The organism is Arminella tubonensis (assembly GCF_003240585.1).
Classification (GTDB): Bacteria; Pseudomonadota; Alphaproteobacteria; order Rhizobiales; family Rhizobiaceae; genus Rhizobium; species Rhizobium tubonense.
The window spans coordinates 374566-392224 of the sequence record NZ_PCDP01000036.1 but is presented as its reverse complement, the minus strand read 5'-3'; the positions used below and the strand labels follow the sequence as shown (position 1 = coordinate 392224).

The 17659-nt window shown below is 60.5% G+C and carries 15 protein-coding genes and 1 pseudogene; 8 read left to right on the top strand and 8 right to left on the bottom strand.

Features of this window, described 5'->3' with window-relative positions:
- The first annotated feature begins 44 nt into the window (after positions 1-44).
- Together CPY51_RS33485 and CPY51_RS33480 are read left to right on the top strand one after the other, a co-directional pair.
- On the top strand, positions 45-266 hold the full coding sequence (locus CPY51_RS33485; protein ID WP_111161337.1) for a CopG family transcriptional regulator: 222 nt from the start codon (positions 45-47) through the stop codon (positions 264-266).
- A pseudogene (locus tag CPY51_RS33480) lies at positions 259-390 on the top strand (TA system VapC family ribonuclease toxin); the annotation flags it as partial. The gene CPY51_RS33485 and the pseudogene CPY51_RS33480, both read left to right, overlap by 8 nt.
- Positions 391-393: 3 nt before the next feature.
- Here the strand turns inward: CPY51_RS33480 and CPY51_RS16730 are convergent.
- The 5 genes from CPY51_RS16730 to CPY51_RS16710 form a co-directional block, all read right to left on the bottom strand.
- Positions 394-1911, bottom strand: coding sequence for a helicase HerA domain-containing protein (locus CPY51_RS16730; RefSeq protein WP_111161336.1), 1518 nt, complete (start codon positions 1909-1911; stop codon positions 394-396).
- A gap of 137 nt (positions 1912-2048) precedes the next feature.
- The gene (gene murI, locus CPY51_RS16725; RefSeq protein ID WP_111161335.1) at positions 2049-2849 is read right to left on the bottom strand and encodes a glutamate racemase; all 801 of its coding nucleotides are present in this window, start codon (positions 2847-2849) and stop codon (positions 2049-2051) included.
- Complete coding sequence (locus CPY51_RS16720; protein ID WP_111161334.1) at positions 2830-3657, bottom strand: RNA methyltransferase; 828 nt, start codon at positions 3655-3657, stop codon at positions 2830-2832. The genes murI and CPY51_RS16720 overlap by 20 nt, the downstream gene beginning before the upstream one ends.
- A gap of 93 nt (positions 3658-3750) precedes the next feature.
- Positions 3751-5736 carry an FUSC family protein gene (locus CPY51_RS16715; protein ID WP_111161333.1) on the bottom strand — a complete coding sequence of 662 codons (1986 nt, stop codon included), beginning with the start codon at positions 5734-5736 and terminating at the stop codon, positions 3751-3753.
- A 68-nt stretch (positions 5737-5804) separates the two neighbouring features.
- On the bottom strand, positions 5805-6347 hold the full coding sequence (locus CPY51_RS16710) for a hypothetical protein (RefSeq protein ID WP_195909550.1): 543 nt from the start codon (positions 6345-6347) through the stop codon (positions 5805-5807).
- 233 nt (positions 6348-6580) lie between these two features.
- Here CPY51_RS16710 and CPY51_RS16705 point away from each other — a divergent pair, with 233 nt between their 5' ends.
- From CPY51_RS16705 to CPY51_RS16695, 3 genes are all read left to right on the top strand, one after another.
- Positions 6581-7792: an NADP-dependent isocitrate dehydrogenase gene (locus CPY51_RS16705; protein WP_111161332.1), complete on the top strand. Its 1212-nt coding sequence runs from the start codon at positions 6581-6583 to the stop codon at positions 7790-7792.
- A 69-nt stretch (positions 7793-7861) separates the two neighbouring features.
- The gene (locus tag CPY51_RS16700; RefSeq protein ID WP_111161331.1) at positions 7862-8842 is read left to right on the top strand and encodes a LamG domain-containing protein; all 981 of its coding nucleotides are present in this window, start codon (positions 7862-7864) and stop codon (positions 8840-8842) included.
- A 107-nt stretch (positions 8843-8949) separates the two neighbouring features.
- Complete coding sequence (locus tag CPY51_RS16695) at positions 8950-9579, top strand: glutathione S-transferase family protein (protein WP_111161330.1); 630 nt, start codon at positions 8950-8952, stop codon at positions 9577-9579.
- A 34-nt stretch (positions 9580-9613) separates the two neighbouring features.
- Here the strand turns inward: CPY51_RS16695 and CPY51_RS16690 are convergent, their stop codons facing one another.
- The 3 genes from CPY51_RS16690 to recA all read right to left on the bottom strand — a co-directional run bounded on the left by CPY51_RS16690 (position 9614) and on the right by recA (position 14535).
- Positions 9614-10474, bottom strand: a complete 861-nt coding sequence (locus tag CPY51_RS16690; protein ID WP_111161329.1) for an AraC family transcriptional regulator — start codon at positions 10472-10474, stop codon at positions 9614-9616.
- 141 nt (positions 10475-10615) lie between these two features.
- On the bottom strand, positions 10616-13276 hold the full coding sequence (gene alaS, locus CPY51_RS16685; RefSeq protein WP_111161328.1) for an alanine--tRNA ligase: 2661 nt from the start codon (positions 13274-13276) through the stop codon (positions 10616-10618).
- 170 nt (positions 13277-13446) lie between these two features.
- On the bottom strand, positions 13447-14535 hold the full coding sequence (recA, locus tag CPY51_RS16680) for a recombinase RecA (protein WP_111161327.1): 1089 nt from the start codon (positions 14533-14535) through the stop codon (positions 13447-13449).
- A gap of 240 nt (positions 14536-14775) precedes the next feature.
- Here recA and CPY51_RS16675 point away from each other — a divergent pair, with 240 nt between their 5' ends.
- The 3 genes from CPY51_RS16675 to CPY51_RS16665 all read left to right on the top strand — a co-directional run bounded on the left by CPY51_RS16675 (position 14776) and on the right by CPY51_RS16665 (position 17654).
- Positions 14776-15720 carry a carbohydrate kinase family protein gene (locus tag CPY51_RS16675; protein WP_111161326.1) on the top strand — a complete coding sequence of 315 codons (945 nt, stop codon included), beginning with the start codon at positions 14776-14778 and terminating at the stop codon, positions 15718-15720.
- A gap of 43 nt (positions 15721-15763) precedes the next feature.
- Positions 15764-16690 carry a pseudouridine-5'-phosphate glycosidase gene (locus CPY51_RS16670; protein ID WP_111161325.1) on the top strand — a complete coding sequence of 309 codons (927 nt, stop codon included), beginning with the start codon at positions 15764-15766 and terminating at the stop codon, positions 16688-16690.
- A gap of 67 nt (positions 16691-16757) precedes the next feature.
- Positions 16758-17654 (top strand): DMT family transporter, encoded by an 897-nt coding sequence (locus CPY51_RS16665; protein WP_111161324.1) that lies wholly within the window; start codon positions 16758-16760, stop codon positions 17652-17654.
- The last annotated feature ends 5 nt before the right edge of the window (positions 17655-17659 follow it).

Genomic DNA, 17659 nt, shown 5'->3' with positions numbered 1-17659 from the left:
CTGACAATGATGCGCGATGACTGACGCGTGTGGAAACGATCGCAATGCGAACCACCTTAGCTATAGCTATAGATGACGACGTGCTGGCAGCCGCTAATGTGATAGCTGCGCAACAGGGGCGCAGCGTAGGACAAGTAATTTCTGATTTGGCTCGCCGTCAACTCAATCAAGCCCAGCCAGTCCAGGAGCGAAATGGCATTCCCCTCCTGATAGCTAAGCCGGGAAGCCCTCCGATAACGCTGGAGTTTGTCAACAAGCACAGATAGCTACCTGCTCGCCCTCGCACGGTTTCACGGGGGCGCCCTCGCGACACTTGATCGGCGTCTTTCCGTCGTCGCGGTAAAGGGCGGGAAAGACGCTCTTCACGTCATTGGCAACCAGACAAGATAGCTTTCACTCCGCAGCCGTCTGCTCGCCGTCGGCTACATCGGGAGCATTCGGATCGCCCGGTGCGGTCTGGCAGTCCATGTCAGGAAAGGCGACGATGCGTTTGCCGCCGAAATCCGTATGGACGACGACGCTTCCCTGCTCCTCGAAGTAGCTCAGCAGCCTGCGGGCGCGCCGGGCCGAATGCGTGCCGTAGGCGCGGGCGATACGGGCGTCGGATGGGCAGGGTTCACCGCGGATGGCAGCCTTGGCAAGCATCAGGAACACGCCTTGCAGATCATCGGTGACCCCCGATGATAGCGACAGTGCCGTGGCCCAGCTGTCGCTTTCCGCCGTCGCGACATCGACACCGGAGCGCGAAATCGCCACGCGACGACGGAAATCCGGAAGCGCCAAAGGCGGCCCGGGTACGCGGCGCATGCGAAGCCGGACAAGAAACTCCTGATAGAGCACCGAATCGGTTCTGAACGCCGAACCTGGATCATCGAGGATCTCGGAGAGCACGGCGCCAAGCCGCTCCTCGCGATCTTCCTTCGAGATTTCTGCGCGGCCGGGGCGCGGTTCGGTGACCGATGTCGCTCCCGCCGGAGCCGAGCGTGAAAGCTCGGCGAGGATATCAGTCGTCGGCCGCGGCGCCGGCGGCGTCCGGCGCGTAACGGGGCGCAGGAACTCTTCCGGATCGGGCGTGAAGATCAGGTCCTCGACATCCGGCTTGGCATCGGGAAGCGGCATCAGCTTGGGACTGGAAGAACGTGCCGACGTCTCGACCGTGCCGATGGTGATCGGCAGCGGTCGCCGCGACAGAGCCGGCCCAAGGGCAACGAAATTGCCGCGCTTCAGGTCGCGGAACATCTCCGCCTGGCGACGGTCCATGCCGAGCAGGTCTGCGGCGCGCGCCATGTCTATGTCGAGAAATGTGCGGCCCATAAGGAAGTTCGACGCCTCGGCCGCGACGTTCTTTGCAAGCTTTGCAAGCCGCTGCGTGGCGATGACGCCGGCAAGGCCGCGCTTTCGGCCACGGCACATCAGGTTGGTCATGGCGCCCAGCGACATCTTGCGCGCATCTTCGGAAACGTCGCCGGCCACTGATGGCGCAAACATCTGCGCCTCGTCGACCACGACCAGAACCGGATACCAATATTCCCGATCGGCATCGAACATGCCGTTGAGGAAGGCGGCCGCGGCGCGCATCTGCTGCTCAACATCAAGGCCCTCGAGCGTCAGGACGCAGGAGACCCGATGCTGACGGATACGATTTGCGATGCCGGTGAGTTCCGCCTCCGAGCGTTCGCCATCGACGATCACATGGCCGAATTTGTCGGCCAGTGTGACGAAATCACCCTCGGGATCGATGATGCACTGCTGCACCCACTGCGCCGATTGTTCGAGCAGACGACGAAGCAGATGCGATTTGCCGGACCCGGAATTGCCTTGGACAAGCAGACGCGTCGCCAGCAGTTCCTCGATATCGAGCGTGGCCGAAGTCCCGCCGGACGCCGTTCCCATGTCGATACCGACCTGCAATGCCTCACCTCGTTCAGACAGACTCAATAAATGCGCGAACGTCCATTCTCCTGGAACGCCGCGACCCCGTCTATCAGAGAATTCACGAGCTTACGCGAAAGCAATTGGGAAATTCACAGGGATTGTTTTCGAAGCGCTCAAGCCCTCAACCCAAACCCCTGCATCAGCCGCCTTGTCGCAAAATCGGGGTTGCCGGAGGTCAGCACAGCGAAGTCGAAATTATCCGGGTGGACTGCGTCTGCGACTTGCGGAACGAGACTGCGGGCGCGACGGGCGATAGCCTCGGCCGGATCGAGCCAGTCGACCGGCCACGGCGCCAACCGTCGGAACAGGTTGGCCATGAACGGATAGTGGGTACAGGCAAGCACGATGATATCGGTCTTGCGGCCGTCTTTTTCGACGAAACACTGGTCGATCTCGGCATGAACGGCGTCGTCCGAAACCGTGTCGCCACGAATATAGGCCTCAGCCATCCTCGCCAGGTTCTCAGACCCGACCAGACGGACATGGCATTGGCTTGCGAAAGATTGGATCAGGTCGCGCGTATAGGCACGCTTGACGGTACCGGGCGTCGCCAGCACGGAGACAAGGCCGGAGCGCGTCCGCTCCGCCGCCGGCTTGATCGCCGGCACGGTGCCGACGAAGGTCATTTGTGGGAATGCAGCCCGCAGGTCGGCGCCGACGAGCGTGAAGGCGGTGTTACAGGCGATGATGCAGACTTGCGGGTCATAATCCCGCAGTAGCTGCGCGAAGAGCCCGATGATGCGTTCCTTCAGCGCCTGCTCTTCCCAGCCACCATAGGGAAAACCGGCATCGTCGGCGAAATAGATGAAACTCCGCTCCGGCATCAGAACCCGTGCCTCGCGCAGCACCGTCAGCCCCCCGATGCCACTGTCAAACACCAGGACGGGTTTCAGCTCAATCGTCGGCGCTGTCATCGCTCGGTTTTTCCTTGATTGCAGCAGTCCGGCTGCCGCGCGGCAATTTCCGCGGGAACCGGTCGAGGGAGGAGATTACCCCGCGCAACACGCTGATTTCTTGTTCGGTAAAGGCCTGGCGCGAGAACACTGCACGCAGGTTGTCGATCATTTTCGGCTTTTTCTCGACCGGATGGAAATAGTTGCGCGATTCAAGCGCCTCCTCGACCTGGTCGAACAGCCCGAACAACTGCTCCTTGGTCGATGGCCGCTGGCGGTTCGCCGCAAAGGCGGTCGCGCTCAGGTCCTCCATCCCGGATTTCATCCACTCGTAGGACATTAGCAACACCGCCTGGGCAATGTTCAGCGACGCAAAGGCGGGGTTGACGGGGAAAGTGACGATCTCGTCTGCAAGCGCCACTTCCTCGTTGGTCAAACCCCAGCGTTCGCGGCCGAACAGTATGCCAACCCCCTCACCCGCAGCGAACTTCACCCGCAGCGTCTCGGCCGCAACGACCGGAGACCGCACGGGCTTGTAGCCGTAGCGTTCCCGCGCCGTGGTAGCATAGACGAAATTCAGATCCGCGATCGCCTCTTCCAGCGTCGCAAAAACGCGCGTTCCTTCGATAACGTGATTGGCATTCGATGCTGCCGCCTGGGCCTTGTCGTTCGGCCAGCCGTCCCGCGGGTTGACCAGCCTGAGTTCGGCAAGGCCGAAATTGGCCATGGCACGTGCCACCATGCCGATGTTCTCGCCCATCTGAGGCTCGACCAGAATGATGACCGGCCCTTCGGCCAGAAGCTCGCGCTCGCTGTTAGTTCCCGACATGAAATTATCCCTGGCGCGCTAGTACCGCGCAATTCTCCAGCGAAATAGCCGTGCCGCCGAAAAACGGCAAGCCCAAACGGCAGACGCCCGGCGTCAGGGATAAAGCCTGTCCAGCATCGATCCCACCATTTCGATACCCAGCCGCGTGCCGCCGCGCGACAACGGCAGATGCCGCCCGGCTGAGCGTGGCGTCTTTCGGGTGACGAAAAAGCAATCGGAGCCACGCGGTGAAATTTCGTCCAGCTTGCGCAGCGTATCCTGAACATTGTCGCGAATCTGGCCATTCGGGTCATCGCGAGAAAAGGCGATGTTCTTTGCAAACACGCGCGCCCAGTAGGTGCAGCCCATGAAAATCGCCAGCGTCTGGCGGATATGTCCGGGACGCCTGACGAGATACCACGTCGAGCCGAGCGGCTTGGCAGCCGTTGTCACATCGCGATAGGCGGCGTCGAGAACCTGCGAGAGCTGGATGACCTCAAGTCCTGGACCATTGCCGAAGGCCGCATTCATCAGCGCACGCAGCGCGTCGAACCATTTCAACAATGCTAAATCGAGCGCGCCGCGCGTACGCGACGGGAACACGAAGAAGGCGACCAAGGTCCCCGCCAACGCGCCGATGATAGTCTCGCCGACGCGAAGTTTCAGCACGTCGAATGTCAGCGCCCCCGTCATGCCGTAGATCAGGCAGAGGACGATGGTGATGAAAAAAGTCATCGCTCCATAGGAGACCTGCAGGAAATAGAAAGCGAGAAAGATCGAAACGACCGAGATCGCAATGGCTAGGACAGTATGCCCGACGACCAGCACGGCCAGCAACATGCCGATCGCTATCCCGAGCACCGTGCCGACCGAACGCTGCAAGGCCTTGAGCGCGGTATCGCCGCGGGAGCTGGTATTGCTGAAAACGAGGAAAGAGGTCAGCACCGCCCAGAACCAGCGCTCCCGCGACAGCATCAGGCCAATCGCCATCGCAAGCCCGGTCGCGACCGTGATTTGCACCGCCGATCGCATGGCGGGATCGTCGAACGACATCTTCGGCCACTTTATCGGTCCGGCACCCGTGGTCTCGCCGCTCTCGACGCCGCTGAAGCTGGTCCGGCGTCCGACTTCGATGGTCTCAAGCAACGCATCGCGGGCGTCGCGCAGCCAGATCAGCGCGCGGATGGTCTCTGACCGGCCGGCATCGTCCATTGTCTCGAAGCCGGCCGTCTCCGAAGCCATCAATGCTGCGTCATGCTCGATCACGGCATGTACCAGTGCGAACGTCGGCGAACTCTGCTGGCTGAGCACGATCACGCTTTCTGCGGCCAGATGCACGTCGAACAGGCGCATGGCGATCTCTGAGGCCGGCGTATCACCCGCAAGCGCATCGTCGGTCGGCTTCGGGATGAAGCTCTCGGCCATCAGGACCGCTTCCTTCAGCCGCTCTTCCGACTGTGTCAGCGCGCGAAATCCGGCCTCCGAGAGATTTCCATTCCTGACATTGACGGCAAGCTCCAGCAACATCTGGTTGACCCTGCCCGCCACGCTTTCAAGTGCCCGCGAAAGATCGCGCCGCCAATTGTCGGGAAGCAGGAAAATCCGAACGGCATGCGCCACCAGCACGGACACCAGGCAACCCAATGCGACAAGCGGCATCTCGGTGAACGTCGGATGAAAATAAGCTCCCATGAAATAGGACATGAACGCAAACATGCCGACGGCGTTCCAGCGCACGCCAAGCGCCCGGCCCCAGCTCGCGGCAAAGATGATCGCGAGGAAGGCAAAGTCGGTGAGATAGCGGTCGCTTTCGAGCGTTGCCGCCAGACTGACCGCCACGACACCGGCGAGACAGCCGATCAGCCTTGTCACCAGCTGCTCGGAAGGCAGCTTGTCGCGAACGGTCAATCCACCCTGGATCGACAGAAGAATACCGAGTGCATAGGCAACCGTCGGAAGCGGCACGAGGACGATGTGGATGACGAATAAAATCGAAAAGGAAAACGCGATGGTAAGCGTTACGCGCAGGGCCTGGCGCAGTCGCGAAAAGGCCGGATCGTTGGCGGCCAGCCAGTCGCGAAGCTGATGCCCAAGCTGCATGAATGTCCTTCTCTAAAGATAGGATCTCCAGAGCCGGAGACCGCTTCGGCCCGCATTCGGTCGAACCGCTATTGCTGTTTGACTATGCTGTCCATCGTCTCCTTGAGCGAGCTGTCCTTGCCATTTTCGTCGACGGTGAGGATGTCGTCGATGACGGGCTTGCCGTCCTCTTCCAGCACTTCGAACCGCACGACCGAGAAGGCCTGGTTTGCGGCATCCGTTCCCATACAGGTCTGCTTCTTGAACTGCGCGATAACCTCGGTCTTGCCGTTCGCCGGCGTACCCGGCTTGATGGTCACATCTTCAAGCGGACACGCATCCTGCCCCTGAACGATCACGTCGTAATCAAACGGAGAGATGCCATCGTCGTCGACAGCTGGAAATTTCGATGCGGCCTCGTATTTCGCAATGAAATCCTTGCTGTAGAGATGGTTGAGCTTGTCGGGGCCGAAGAGGTCCTGCCATTCGCTGTCGCCACCGGCCCAGTTGGCAGCCGTCGCATCCATGACCTCCTTGACCGGAGCGACAACGTCGGCGGCCGATGCCGCCAGAGTTCCTGATGCGAGCGAAAGGAAAAAGGTTGAGAGCGCCATCGCGGCGAATTTGGGCATGGGAATTTTCCGTGAATATCCTTGAAACATCTGCCCGACATTAGCTCCATCCGTTGCTTTGGCAATGCCGCAGCCCTCGAAAATGACTGGTTGCACGATGGCTTTTGTGAACGCAAAAACGCCGTTTCCGGCCTGCTTCCGGCTTTGCGTTCCAGGCTTGCGGTGCTATAGCGCGAGAGACTTTACTCCCACTCACCGGACAGCCGGTCCCATTAGCAAAACGAGGCAGATACATGAAGAAGATCAAGGTCGCCAACCCCGTAGCCGATCTCGACGGCGACGAAATGACTCGCATCATTTGGCAGCTTATCAAGGATAAGCTGATCTTCCCCTACCTCGATATCGACGTCGATTACTATGATCTTTCCGTCGAGAACCGAGACGCGACCAACGATCAGGTGACCGTCGACGCCGCCAACGCCATCAAGAAATACGGCGTCGGCATCAAGTGCGCGACGATCACGCCGGACGAAGACCGCGTCAAGGAATTCAACCTCAAGGAAATGTGGAAGTCGCCGAACGGCACCATCCGCAACATCCTCGGGGGAGTCATCTTCCGCGAGCCGATCATCTGCAAGAACGTGCCGCGCCTCGTTCCGGGCTGGACCAAGCCGATCGTCGTCGGCCGCCATGCCTTCGGCGACCAGTATCGCGCCACCGATTTCCGCTTCCCGGGCAAGGGCAAGCTGACGATCAAGTTCGTCGGCGAAGACGGAGCTGTCATCGAGAAGGAAGTCTTCAACGCGCCGGGTTCAGGTGTCGCCATGGCAATGTACAACCTCGACGACTCGATCCGCGAATTCGCCCGCGCCTCGATGATGTACGGCCTGATGCGCAAGTGGCCGGTTTACCTGTCGACCAAGAACACCATCCTCAAGGCCTATGACGGCCGCTTCAAGGACCTGTTCGAGGAGGTCTTCCAGAACGAATTCAAGGACCAGTTCGCAGAAGCCGGCATCACCTACGAACATCGCCTGATCGACGACATGGTCGCATCCGCGCTGAAGTGGTCAGGCGGCTACGTCTGGGCCTGCAAGAACTACGACGGCGACGTCCAGTCTGACACGGTCGCCCAGGGCTTCGGCTCGCTCGGCCTGATGACCTCGGTTCTCCTGACGCCAGATGGCAAGACCGTCGAAGCGGAAGCTGCCCACGGCACGGTTACCCGCCATTATCGCCAGCACCAGAAGGGCCAGGCGACCTCGACAAACTCGATCGCCTCGATCTTCGCCTGGACCCGTGGCCTTGCTCATCGTGCCAAGCTCGACGACAATGCCGAACTCGCAAAGTTCGCAACGACGCTCGAAACAGTCTGCGTGGACACCGTCGAGTCGGGCTTCATGACCAAGGACCTGGCGCTGCTGATCGGCCCAGACCAGCCTTGGCTGTCGACCGAGGCTTTCCTCGACAAGATCGACGAGAACCTGCAGAAGGCGATGGCATAAGGCCCTTCGCAACAGCAAATCGAACGATGGCGGCGGGGATTTCTCCGCCGTCTCTGTTTCAGGAGCAAATTGAGGTCTTTCAACGATGAGCACAACGACCGTTCGTCCGCTGCAGCAATCCGACCGCTCGGCCTGGGAGCCTTTCTGGGCAGCTTATCAGCGCTTTTACGAGGCACATTAGCAAGTTGGATAAAGACCAATGGCACTCCGAGCAACAGCGACGGGTTGTTCCATTCCAGGGAAGGCTACGATCTAAATCTATATAACGGCTTCCCTCGACTCTACATCGGTTCGGATGCCGTGACTTCGATCGCTCCCGTCAACAGCGGTGTCTGGACCCATATCGCGGTCGCCCGCTCAGGAAAAGACCTTGCCATCTATGTCAATGGATTGAAGACGGGATCAGGCGCATGGGAGGCCGGGACCTTCACCGTCGACGGCGTTGGAAAAACCGCTGCGGGAGGGCTGAACGGCGCGCTGGATGAGGTTCGCGTTTACAAAAGGTCGTTGAGCGCACTGGAAATCAACAATCTGATCCAGAGCTCGGCGATACAATCCAACACCAAGACAACGCCGATCGTTGCCTTGGACAAGGATTTTACGCTGGCGGCCCGGACTCTTATTACCCGGACACCCCCAACGAACGCGGACGGGCTCTTTCGTGGAGGTGCTGCGGATTTGAACTTCTACGGAGGGGCGCCGCGCTTGTACAACGGCATCACCGACGCGGTAGTCTCCAATACGACTGTCTCCCCAAACAAGTGGGCGCATGTCGCCGTGACCAGAAGTTCGAAGAAGCTGACAATGTACCTCAATGGCGTTCAAACGGGTACGGGCACGTGGGACGGCACATTCGCTCTCGATCAGATTGGGAGCGGTCTGGCGGGCCAGCTGCAAGGAACCATCGCAGCAGTCGATATTGAAACCCGAGCCCTCAGTTCTGCTGAGGTAAAGGCCGCCGCCGGCGTCGGTTCGAACGCATTTTATGTGCCGCAGGATTCCTCAGGAACATGCGGACCAAAAACCCAGAACGGCGCTTGCCCGAAATAATTGATCGTCGGGGCCTATGGCCAACTGGTCCTAGGCCCCGACTCCACAAGTCAAGCCGAACTGACTACACTCCGCCTCCTCCATCCCGTATCAAGAAGGAGCGCGTCATGTCTAAAGAGATCACGTTCTATACCAACCCGATGTCGCGCGGGCGCATCGCCCGCTGGATGCTGGAAGAGACAGGCGTTCCTTACCACACGGAATATCTCGATTTCGGCACGACGATGAAGGCGCCGGCATACCTCGCCGTCAACCCGATGGGCAAGGTTCCTGCGATCCGCCACGGCGAGACCGTCGTCACCGAATGTGCGGCGATCTGCGCCTATATGGCCGAAGCCTTTCCGGACGCCGATCTGGCACCGGCCGCCGATGAGCGTGGTCCCTACTATCGCTGGATGTTCTTTGCGGCCGGCCCATTGGAAATGGCAGTGACAAATCGTGCCCTTGGGTTCGAGCCGCCGAAGGACCGATTACGGATGATCGGCTGCGGACGTTTCGACGAGGCAATGGACGCGCTGGAACAGGCGGTTTCCGGCACGCCCTATGTCGTCGGCGACCGCTTCACGGCCGCCGACGTCTATGTCGGCTCGCAAGTCGGCTGGGGCCTCCGCTTCGGCTCGATCGAGAAGCGGCCGGCCTTCATCGACTACTGGGAACGCGTCAGCAATCGCGATGCCTATCGCCGCGCAACGGAAATAGACAACGCCGCGATCCCAGCGCAACAGAGTATGCATTAACCCAACGACCTATAGCCGTCGAATATGGTCACCTTCATGCTGCCTTCTGTAGCGGCATGTAGATATCCGTCAACAACTCGGTTGGCCCTACGTCCCGAGGATTGTTGATGTAGTCTTCGAACATGACAGAGTCGCGCAGCTGTCGGCCCGAGGCCGGAAGCCACTCGGCGTAGAGCCACTGATATGCCTTGTGCATATCCGCGTAAGGCCCCTTGTGCCGAAGGACGGCGTACTCGCCGCCCTCGATGGCACGACGCACAAGCGGCGGTTCGGCCGGAACCTCGGATCCGCCCGTGACGCAGGCAAAGGAGCGCAGTTTTTCGGCCGGCACGATATCCGGATCGTCGAGGTAAACGCCGATCATTTTCATATCGGGACTGATCAGGCCGCGGGCGTTCAAGGTGCCGCCCAGTATTTCAAAAGCCTGGCTGATCTGCATATAGGAGCCAATGTGGGGAATACCGATCAGATCGACAGCGGGAATGGTGCGAAGCGTGACGTCGAACATGGCGTTGGCCTTTCCGTTTTCGTTGGGTTCGAAGATCCTATGGCTTCCCTCTTTCCGATATCGCGCCGGCGGCATGCCGTAGACTGACTTGAAGATGCGATTGAACGACTGGAGATTGGGATAACCAGATCGCCTTGCAATCTTGCTGACGGCGAGATCCGTCCGGACGATATCCCCGGCCGCGCGGTGCAACCGCAACCGCTTGACCGTGGCGGCGAGCGTCTCGCCGTAAATCGCCCGATAGATCCTGTGCCAGTGATAGCTCGACATGCAGGCGATTTCGGCCAGTCTATCCATGTCGAGCTCTTCATCCAGGTGCTCGTGGATATAGGCGGAAACCCGTCGGAGACGGGTCTCATAAAGTGCCCATGCCGCTTCGCCATTCATATCGGAACCTCATGCAATTCGATCGCCCACAGAAAAGCATAACCCGATTTGACAAATCCTGCTGACTTGGCAACGCCGCAAAAAGCAAACGGCGGAAGCCGATAAGCTCCCGCCGCTATGAAACTCAATCCGGCGTCTCACCTACCCGGCAAGCGCAGTGGCAACCGCCTCGATGGCCTCGTCGGCTTTTGAGCCATCCGGGCCGCCTGCCTGCGCCATGTCGGGCCGGCCGCCGCCGCCCTTGCCGCCGAGCGCTGCAGACGCGACGCGAACCAGATCGACGGCGCTGAAGCGGCCAACCAGATCCGGCGTCACGGCTACGACTGCACTCGCCTTGCCGTCGTCGGACACGCCGACCAGCGCAACGACCCCGGAGCCAAGGCTCGTCTTGCCGTCATCAGCGAGACCCTTGAGGTCCTTGGGATCGACGCCGGCAATCGCCTTGCCGAGGAACTTCACGCCACCGACCTCGCGAACGGCATCGGCGGATCCGCCCTGCCCACCGCCCATCGCGAGCTTGCGCTTTGCATCGGCAAGCTCGCGTTCCAGCTTGCGTCGCTCGTCCATCAATGTCTCGACGCGGGCCACGAGCTCGCTTGGTTGTACTTTGAGAGCTGTGGCAAGCGTCTTTACGCGGTCGTCCTGCTCGGCAAGATAATCCCGGGCCGACACGCCAGTCACGGCCTCGATGCGGCGAACGCCGGCGCCAACTGCGCTTTCGGACAGAACCCTGATAAGGCCGATCTGGCCGGTCGCCGACACATGCGTACCGCCGCAGAGTTCGACAGAATAAGGCCGGTTCGACTTCACGCCGCGCACGCCTTCGCCCATTGAGACCACGCGAACTTCGTCGCCGTATTTCTCGCCGAACAGTGCCATGGCACCTTCGGCAATCGCATCATCGACACTCATCAGCCGCGTCGTGACAGGCGAGTTCTGCAGCACGATCTCATTGGCCATATCCTCGACGATCTTCAGCTCTTCGGCAGACATCGGCTTCGGATGAGAAACGTCGAAACGCAGGCGTTCGGGCGCAACGAGCGAACCCTTCTGGGCAACATGCGTCCCCAGGACCTCACGGAGCGCTTCGTGCAATAGATGCGTTGCCGAATGATTGGCACGCAGGCGGCTGCGGCGGGTATGATCCACCGTCAAGGCAACGGCATCGCCGACCTTGATCGTGCCCTCGGAAACCGTGGCGACATGCGAGAAAAGACCGTCGCCCTTTTTCTGCGTATCGCTGACCTCAAGCTTTGCATTATCGCCAGCGATCACGCCGGTGTCGCCCATCTGGCCACCCGACTCGCCGTAGAACGGCGTCTGGTTGACGATGATCTGGACGTTGTCCCCAGCCGCGGCGCTATCGACGGCGACGCCGTCCTTGACGATCGCAAGGATCACGCCTTCCGCCGTCTCGGTGTCATAGCCAAGGAATTCCGTTGCGCCGTGCTTCTCCCCGAGCTCGAACCAGATCGTCTCGGCCGCCTTGTCGCCGGAGCCGGCCCAATGCGAGCGGGCCTCGGCCTTCTGGCGCTCCATGGCATTGGTGAAGCTGCTGATATCGACGCCGATACCGCGCTCGCGAAGCGCATCCTGCGTCAGGTCGAGCGGAAATCCATAGGTGTCGTAAAGCTTGAAGGCGGTCTCGCCATCGAGGCTGTCGCCCTTCGATAGCGTCGACGTGGCATCGGAAAGCAAGGACAAGCCGCGCTCCAACGTCTTGTGGAACCGGTTTTCCTCGAGCTTCAGCGTTTCCGAGATCAAGGATTCCGCACGTATCAGTTCCGGATAGGCGCGGCCCATCTCCTGCACCAGCGTCGGCAGAAGCTTGTACATCAAGGGATCCCTGGCGCCGAGCAGCTGTGCATGGCGCATGGCGCGACGCATGATACGGCGAAGCACGTAGCCGCGACCCTCTTTCGACGGCAGGACGCCATCGGCGATCAGGAAGGCCGACGAGCGCAGGTGGTCGGCAATAACCCGATGGCTCGCGCGATGCTCGCCCTCGGCCATGACGCCAGTCGCTTCCTCGGATGCCTCAATCAGCGCGCGGAAAAGATCGATATCGTAGTTGTCGTGCTTGCCCTGCAGGAGGGCGGCAACCCGCTCGATGCCCATGCCGGTATCGATCGACGGCCGCGGCAGGGCCACGCGCTCATCCTTCGACAGCTGTTCGAACTGCATGAAAACGAGGTTCCATATCTCGATGAACCGATCGCCATCCTCGTCAGGCGAGCCTGGAGGGCCACCCCAGATATGATCTCCGTGATCGTAGAAGATCTCGGAACAGGGACCGCAGGGGCCGGTATCGCCCATCGCCCAGAAATTGTCGCTGGTCGCAATGCGGATGATCTTGTCGTCCGACAATCCGGCGATCTTCTTCCAGAGGTTAAAGGCATCGTCGTCCGTATGGTAGACCGTCACCAGCAGCCGCTTCGGATCGATATCGAATTCCTTGGTGATCAGGTTCCAGGCGAGCTCGATCGCGCGCTCCTTGAAATAATCGCCGAAGGAGAAATTGCCGAGCATTTCGAAGAACGTATGGTGGCGCGCCGTATATCCGACATTGTCGAGGTCGTTGTGCTTGCCGCCGGCCCGCACGCATTTCTGGGCGCTGGTCGCGGTTTTGTAGGGCCTGTTCTCTGCTCCAGTAAAGACGTTCTTGAACTGCACCATACCGGCATTGGTAAACATCAATGTCGGGTCGTTGCGTGGAACGAGCGAGCTTGACGGAACGATCTCGTGCCCGTTCGTCTTGAAGTAGTCGAGGAAGGTCGACCGGATTTCGTTCACGCCGCTCATGCTATGCCCTTCATTGCTGCCGAAGGCAGGTATATTTCAAATCCATTGGGCTTTTATCGTCCGCCCCCTGCCCTGTCCAGCCGCACGAACGAAACCGGCCGCACATCTCTTATCGAGAGTGCGGCCGGTTCGAATTCGCCGAAGGCTGAGCGCCAGAGCAGACCGCCGGATTACATCTCGGCGGCGGTGTCGCCGTCATTCGCATCCGGGCCGCCGTTCTGCAGGAACTTGTCGGCGATGAGGCCGGCGTTCTGGCGCAGCAGCGTTTCGATTTCATTGGCCAGATCGGGGTTGTCGCGCAGGAATATCTTGGCGTTCTCGCGGCCCTGCCCGAGACGCTGGCTGTTATAGGAGAACCACGCACCTGACTTTTCGACGATCCCGGCCTTGACGCCAAGGTCGACGAGTTCGCCTGTCTTGGACACGCCTTCGCCATACATGATATCGAATTCGACCTGCTTGAAGGGAGGCGCCATCTTGTTCTTGACGACCTTGACGCGCGTCTGGTTGCCGATGACCTCGTCGCGCTCCTTGACGGCGCCGATGCGGCGGATGTCGAGACGAACGGAAGCATAGAACTTCAGCGCATTGCCGCCGGTGGTCGTTTCCGGCGAACCGAACATGACGCCGATTTTCATGCGAATCTGGTTGATGAAGATGACCATCGTGTTCGAGCGCGAGATCGAAGCTGTCAGCTTACGCAGTGCCTGGCTCATAAGCCGCGCCTGAAGACCTGGCAGGCTGTCGCCCATTTCGCCTTCGATTTCGGCACGTGGCGTCAGCGCGGCGACCGAGTCGATGACCAGGACGTCGATTGCGCCGGAACGCACCAGCGTATCGGTAATTTCGAGGGCTTGTTCGCCGGTGTCAGGCTGCGAGATCAGAAGGTTCTGCAGATCGACGCCAAGCTTGCGAGCATAGACCGGATCGAGAGCATGCTCGGCGTCGACGAACGCGCAGATACCGCCCTTTTTTTGGGCTTCGGCAATGGTCTGTAGCGCCAGCGTCGTCTTGCCGGAGCTTTCAGGACCGTAGATCTCAACGATACGACCCTTAGGCAATCCGCCAACGCCAAGGGCAATATCGAGACCAAGAGAACCGGTGGAAACCGTTTCGATCTCGACGATGCTCTCGTTCGAACCGAGCTTCATGATCGAGCCCTTGCCGAACGACCGCTCTATCTGTGAGAGTGCCGCTTCGAGCGCCTTGCTTTTGTCCACCGATTTGTCCTCTACGAGCCGCAAACTATTCTGTGACATTCGATCCACCTTTAGGTTATTGAAGCCGCCCAAGCAATGAAGCAGTTGATGAGAAGTTTGTACCTGATTTGTTCCGCTTCTGCAAGCGTCCGCCAACCGATTGAAAGAAAAAGGTAAAATGAGCTTTGTTCGATATTTGTTTTCTTCTTTCGTCGCAATCACTTACCCGTCGGTACCCACCTCACGCCAGGGGTATCCGGCAGGCTCGATTCGCCCTTTCGGACGATAGGACCGCGCGCAATGGCTAAGAAGATTCTCGTCCTCGGTGGCGCCCATATCGACCGGCGTGGTCGCATATCCGGCGACACGGCGCCAGGTTCCAGCAATCCCGGCGCCTGGTTCGAGGAGCCGGGCGGCGGCGGTTTCAATGCGGCACGCAATCTGGCGCGGCTGGGTTTCGACGTCCGGATGATCTCGCCGCGCGGCGGCGATGCGACGGGCGAGATGGTGGCGGAGGCCGCTCGTCAGGCCGGTGTCGACGACCGGCCCTTCGTCTTCCTCGACCGCAAGACACCAAGCTATACGGCCATACTCGAAAACGACGGTAATCTCGTCATCGCGCTCGCCGACATGGAGCTCTACAGGCTGTTCGGGCCGCGTCGGCTGATGATCCGCTCGGTGCGCGACGCCTTCGACGAAGCCGATCTCATTCTTTGCGACGCCAACCTGCCGACTGAGACGCTGACAGCGATCGCCGCGCGCGCCACAAAAGACGCAAAGCCTCTTGCAGCAATCGCAATTTCGCCGGCCAAGGTGGTGCGGCTGAACGCCTGCATAGCGGGGGTCGACTATCTCTTCCTCAACGAGGCGGAGGCCGCGGCGCTGACACAAAGTCGGCCGGAAAACGCGCTGCAATGGATCGACCAGCTGCGGGCGCTCGGCCTGAAGGGCGGCGTCATCACACGCGGCCAGCGCCCGGTCGTCGCATTCTCGGAAAGCGAGATGGTCAGCCTGCAGCCGCCGGCGGTGGAGGACATAGCCGACGTCACGGGCGCCGGGGATTCGCTGGCGGCCGGCGTTTTATCAGCCCTCTTGGCCGGCCTCGATCTTTCAGAAGCCGTTCGGCATGGTGTCGCAGCCGCCGCAATTACGGTTCAATCGCCGTTTGCGACTGCCGAAAATCTGTCGCCAGAACTGCTGAAGACGATGCTGGCTCTTGTTCCCAAGGCCGAAATGCTGTCATGAAGCCTGAAACAACCCTTTCCATTCTAAATTACTGGACGCGACCATGACCAAGCCGATTTCTCCGGATCTGCCGATCTCCTATTCGAAGGAAGTTGCGGCTGCAAAACAACGCGGCGCGCCGATCGTTGCGCTCGAGTCGACCATCATCACCCACGGCATGCCTTATCCCGGCAATATCGAGATGGCGCGCAGCGTCGAGGCGATCATTCGCGAAGAAGGCGCCGTGCCGGCGACCATAGCGGTCATTCACGGCACGCTGCATATCGGGCTTGAGCCAGCGGAGCTTGAAAGCCTGGCGCAGACGACGGATGCGATGAAGGTATCGCGTGCGGACCTTGCCTTCGCCATCGCCGAACGCCGCACCGGTGCCACGACGGTCGCTGCGACCATGATCGCCGCCGCCCGCGCCGGCATCAAGGTCTTTGCAACGGGCGGCATCGGCGGCGTCCATCGCGGCGGCGAACAGAGCTTCGACATTTCGGCTGATCTCGAGGAACTGGCCCGCACCGGCGTCATCGTCGTCTGCGCCGGCGCCAAGGCAATTCTCGACATTCCGAAGACGCTGGAGGTCCTCGAAACCCGCGGCGTGCCCGTTGTCACTTACGGCGCCACGCAATTCCCGGCCTTCTGGTCGCGCGAATCCGGCCTTCCGAGCCCGCTGACTCTGAACAGCCCAGCCGCCATCGCCAATTTCCAGAAGACCCGCGATCAGCTCGGCATCGACGGCGGCATGCTGATCGCCAACCCTGTGCCTGAAGCGGACGAAATACCCGGCGGCGAAATGGAAATCTACATCGAACGAGCGCTCGATAGCGCCGAGCGCGACGAAATCACCGGCAAGGCCGTGACGCCCTATCTACTCGGTACCATCTTCGACCTGACCGAAGGCCGCAGCCTGAAGACCAACATCGCGCTGGTTGAAAACAACGCCCGTCTCGCCGCCGAAATAGCGGTCGCCCTGACCGACTGAGCACCGCCGAAAACTTCAAGCCCGCCGCTTTCGGCGCCGCGCAGAACGTTAGCCACGAGGCTCCAGCGTGTCAAATGCAAGTACCGTCGTCCCCGCCCCGTCGAAGGGAGGTCGCCTGCCTCTTGCGGCCCTGATCCTCGGTGGTGCTGCCATCGGAGGATCGCCGATCTTCGTGCGGCTGTCGGAAGTCGGCCCGATGACGACGGGGTTCTGGCGCGTCGCGCTGGCGTTGATACCACTGCTCGTCGTATCGGCGATCAAACGTCAGCCAGGGGACGCTCGTCCCCAAAGTCTCGCGGATTGCGCCCTGCTCGCGCTCCCGGGGCTTTTCCTCGCCAGCGATTTGATCCTGTGGCATGTGGCGCTGCATATTACATCCGTCGCCAAAGCGACGCTGCTTGCCAATCTGGCACCGGTTTTCGTAACGCTGATCGGTTGGCTGTTTCTTCGCGCCAGAGTAACAGGCACATTTCTGGCGGGTCTTGCGGCTGCCATGTTCGGCATCGTCATATTGAAGGGAGGGCTTGCAGGCCTTGCCAACGGCGACCTCGGGGGAGACGGGCTGGCTACGCTCGCCGCCGTCTTCTATGCCGGTTATATCCTCGTCATAGGCCGGCTGCGCAATCGGTTCGATACCCTTCGGATCATGGTCTGGAGCACGGCTGTGGCAGCCATCTGCATTTTGCCCGTCGCGCTCTTCTTCGAGGGTAATCTCATTCCAGCGACCGCTTTCGGCTGGTCTATCCTGGTCGGGCTCGCCCTCATCAGTCATGCCGGTGGCCAAGTGGCCATCACCTACGCCCTGGCATATCTGCCTGCGGCCTTCTCATCGCTCACACTGTTGTTGCAGCCGGTCGTCGCCGCCATCCTAGCCTGGACGCTGCTCGGCGAAGCAATCGGCCCCCTGCAGGCGGTCGGCGGCGCAGTCGTGCTGCTGGGCATTCTGATCGCCCGGCGCGGCTGAACCTC

Excerpts from the sequence above, each read along its gene's own strand:
- CPY51_RS33485 (WP_111161337.1), top strand. The coding sequence starts at position 45 with ATGCGAACCACCTTAGCTATAGCTATAGATGACGACGTGCTGGCAGCC.
- murI (WP_111161335.1), bottom strand. The coding sequence starts at position 2,849 with ATGACAGCGCCGACGATTGAGCTGAAACCCGTCCTGGTGTTTGACAGT.
- CPY51_RS16720 (WP_111161334.1), bottom strand. The coding sequence starts at position 3,657 with ATGTCGGGAACTAACAGCGAGCGCGAGCTTCTGGCCGAAGGGCCGGTC.
- CPY51_RS16715 (WP_111161333.1), bottom strand. The coding sequence starts at position 5,736 with ATGCAGCTTGGGCATCAGCTTCGCGACTGGCTGGCCGCCAACGATCCG.
- CPY51_RS16710 (WP_195909550.1), bottom strand. The coding sequence starts at position 6,347 with ATGCCCAAATTCGCCGCGATGGCGCTCTCAACCTTTTTCCTTTCGCTC.
- CPY51_RS16705 (WP_111161332.1), top strand. The coding sequence starts at position 6,581 with ATGAAGAAGATCAAGGTCGCCAACCCCGTAGCCGATCTCGACGGCGAC.
- CPY51_RS16695 (WP_111161330.1), top strand. The coding sequence starts at position 8,950 with ATGTCTAAAGAGATCACGTTCTATACCAACCCGATGTCGCGCGGGCGC.
- CPY51_RS16690 (WP_111161329.1), bottom strand. The coding sequence starts at position 10,474 with ATGAATGGCGAAGCGGCATGGGCACTTTATGAGACCCGTCTCCGACGG.
- alaS (WP_111161328.1), bottom strand. The coding sequence starts at position 13,276 with ATGAGCGGCGTGAACGAAATCCGGTCGACCTTCCTCGACTACTTCAAG.
- recA (WP_111161327.1), bottom strand. The coding sequence starts at position 14,535 with ATGTCACAGAATAGTTTGCGGCTCGTAGAGGACAAATCGGTGGACAAA.
- CPY51_RS16675 (WP_111161326.1), top strand. The coding sequence starts at position 14,776 with ATGGCTAAGAAGATTCTCGTCCTCGGTGGCGCCCATATCGACCGGCGT.
- CPY51_RS16670 (WP_111161325.1), top strand. The coding sequence starts at position 15,764 with ATGACCAAGCCGATTTCTCCGGATCTGCCGATCTCCTATTCGAAGGAA.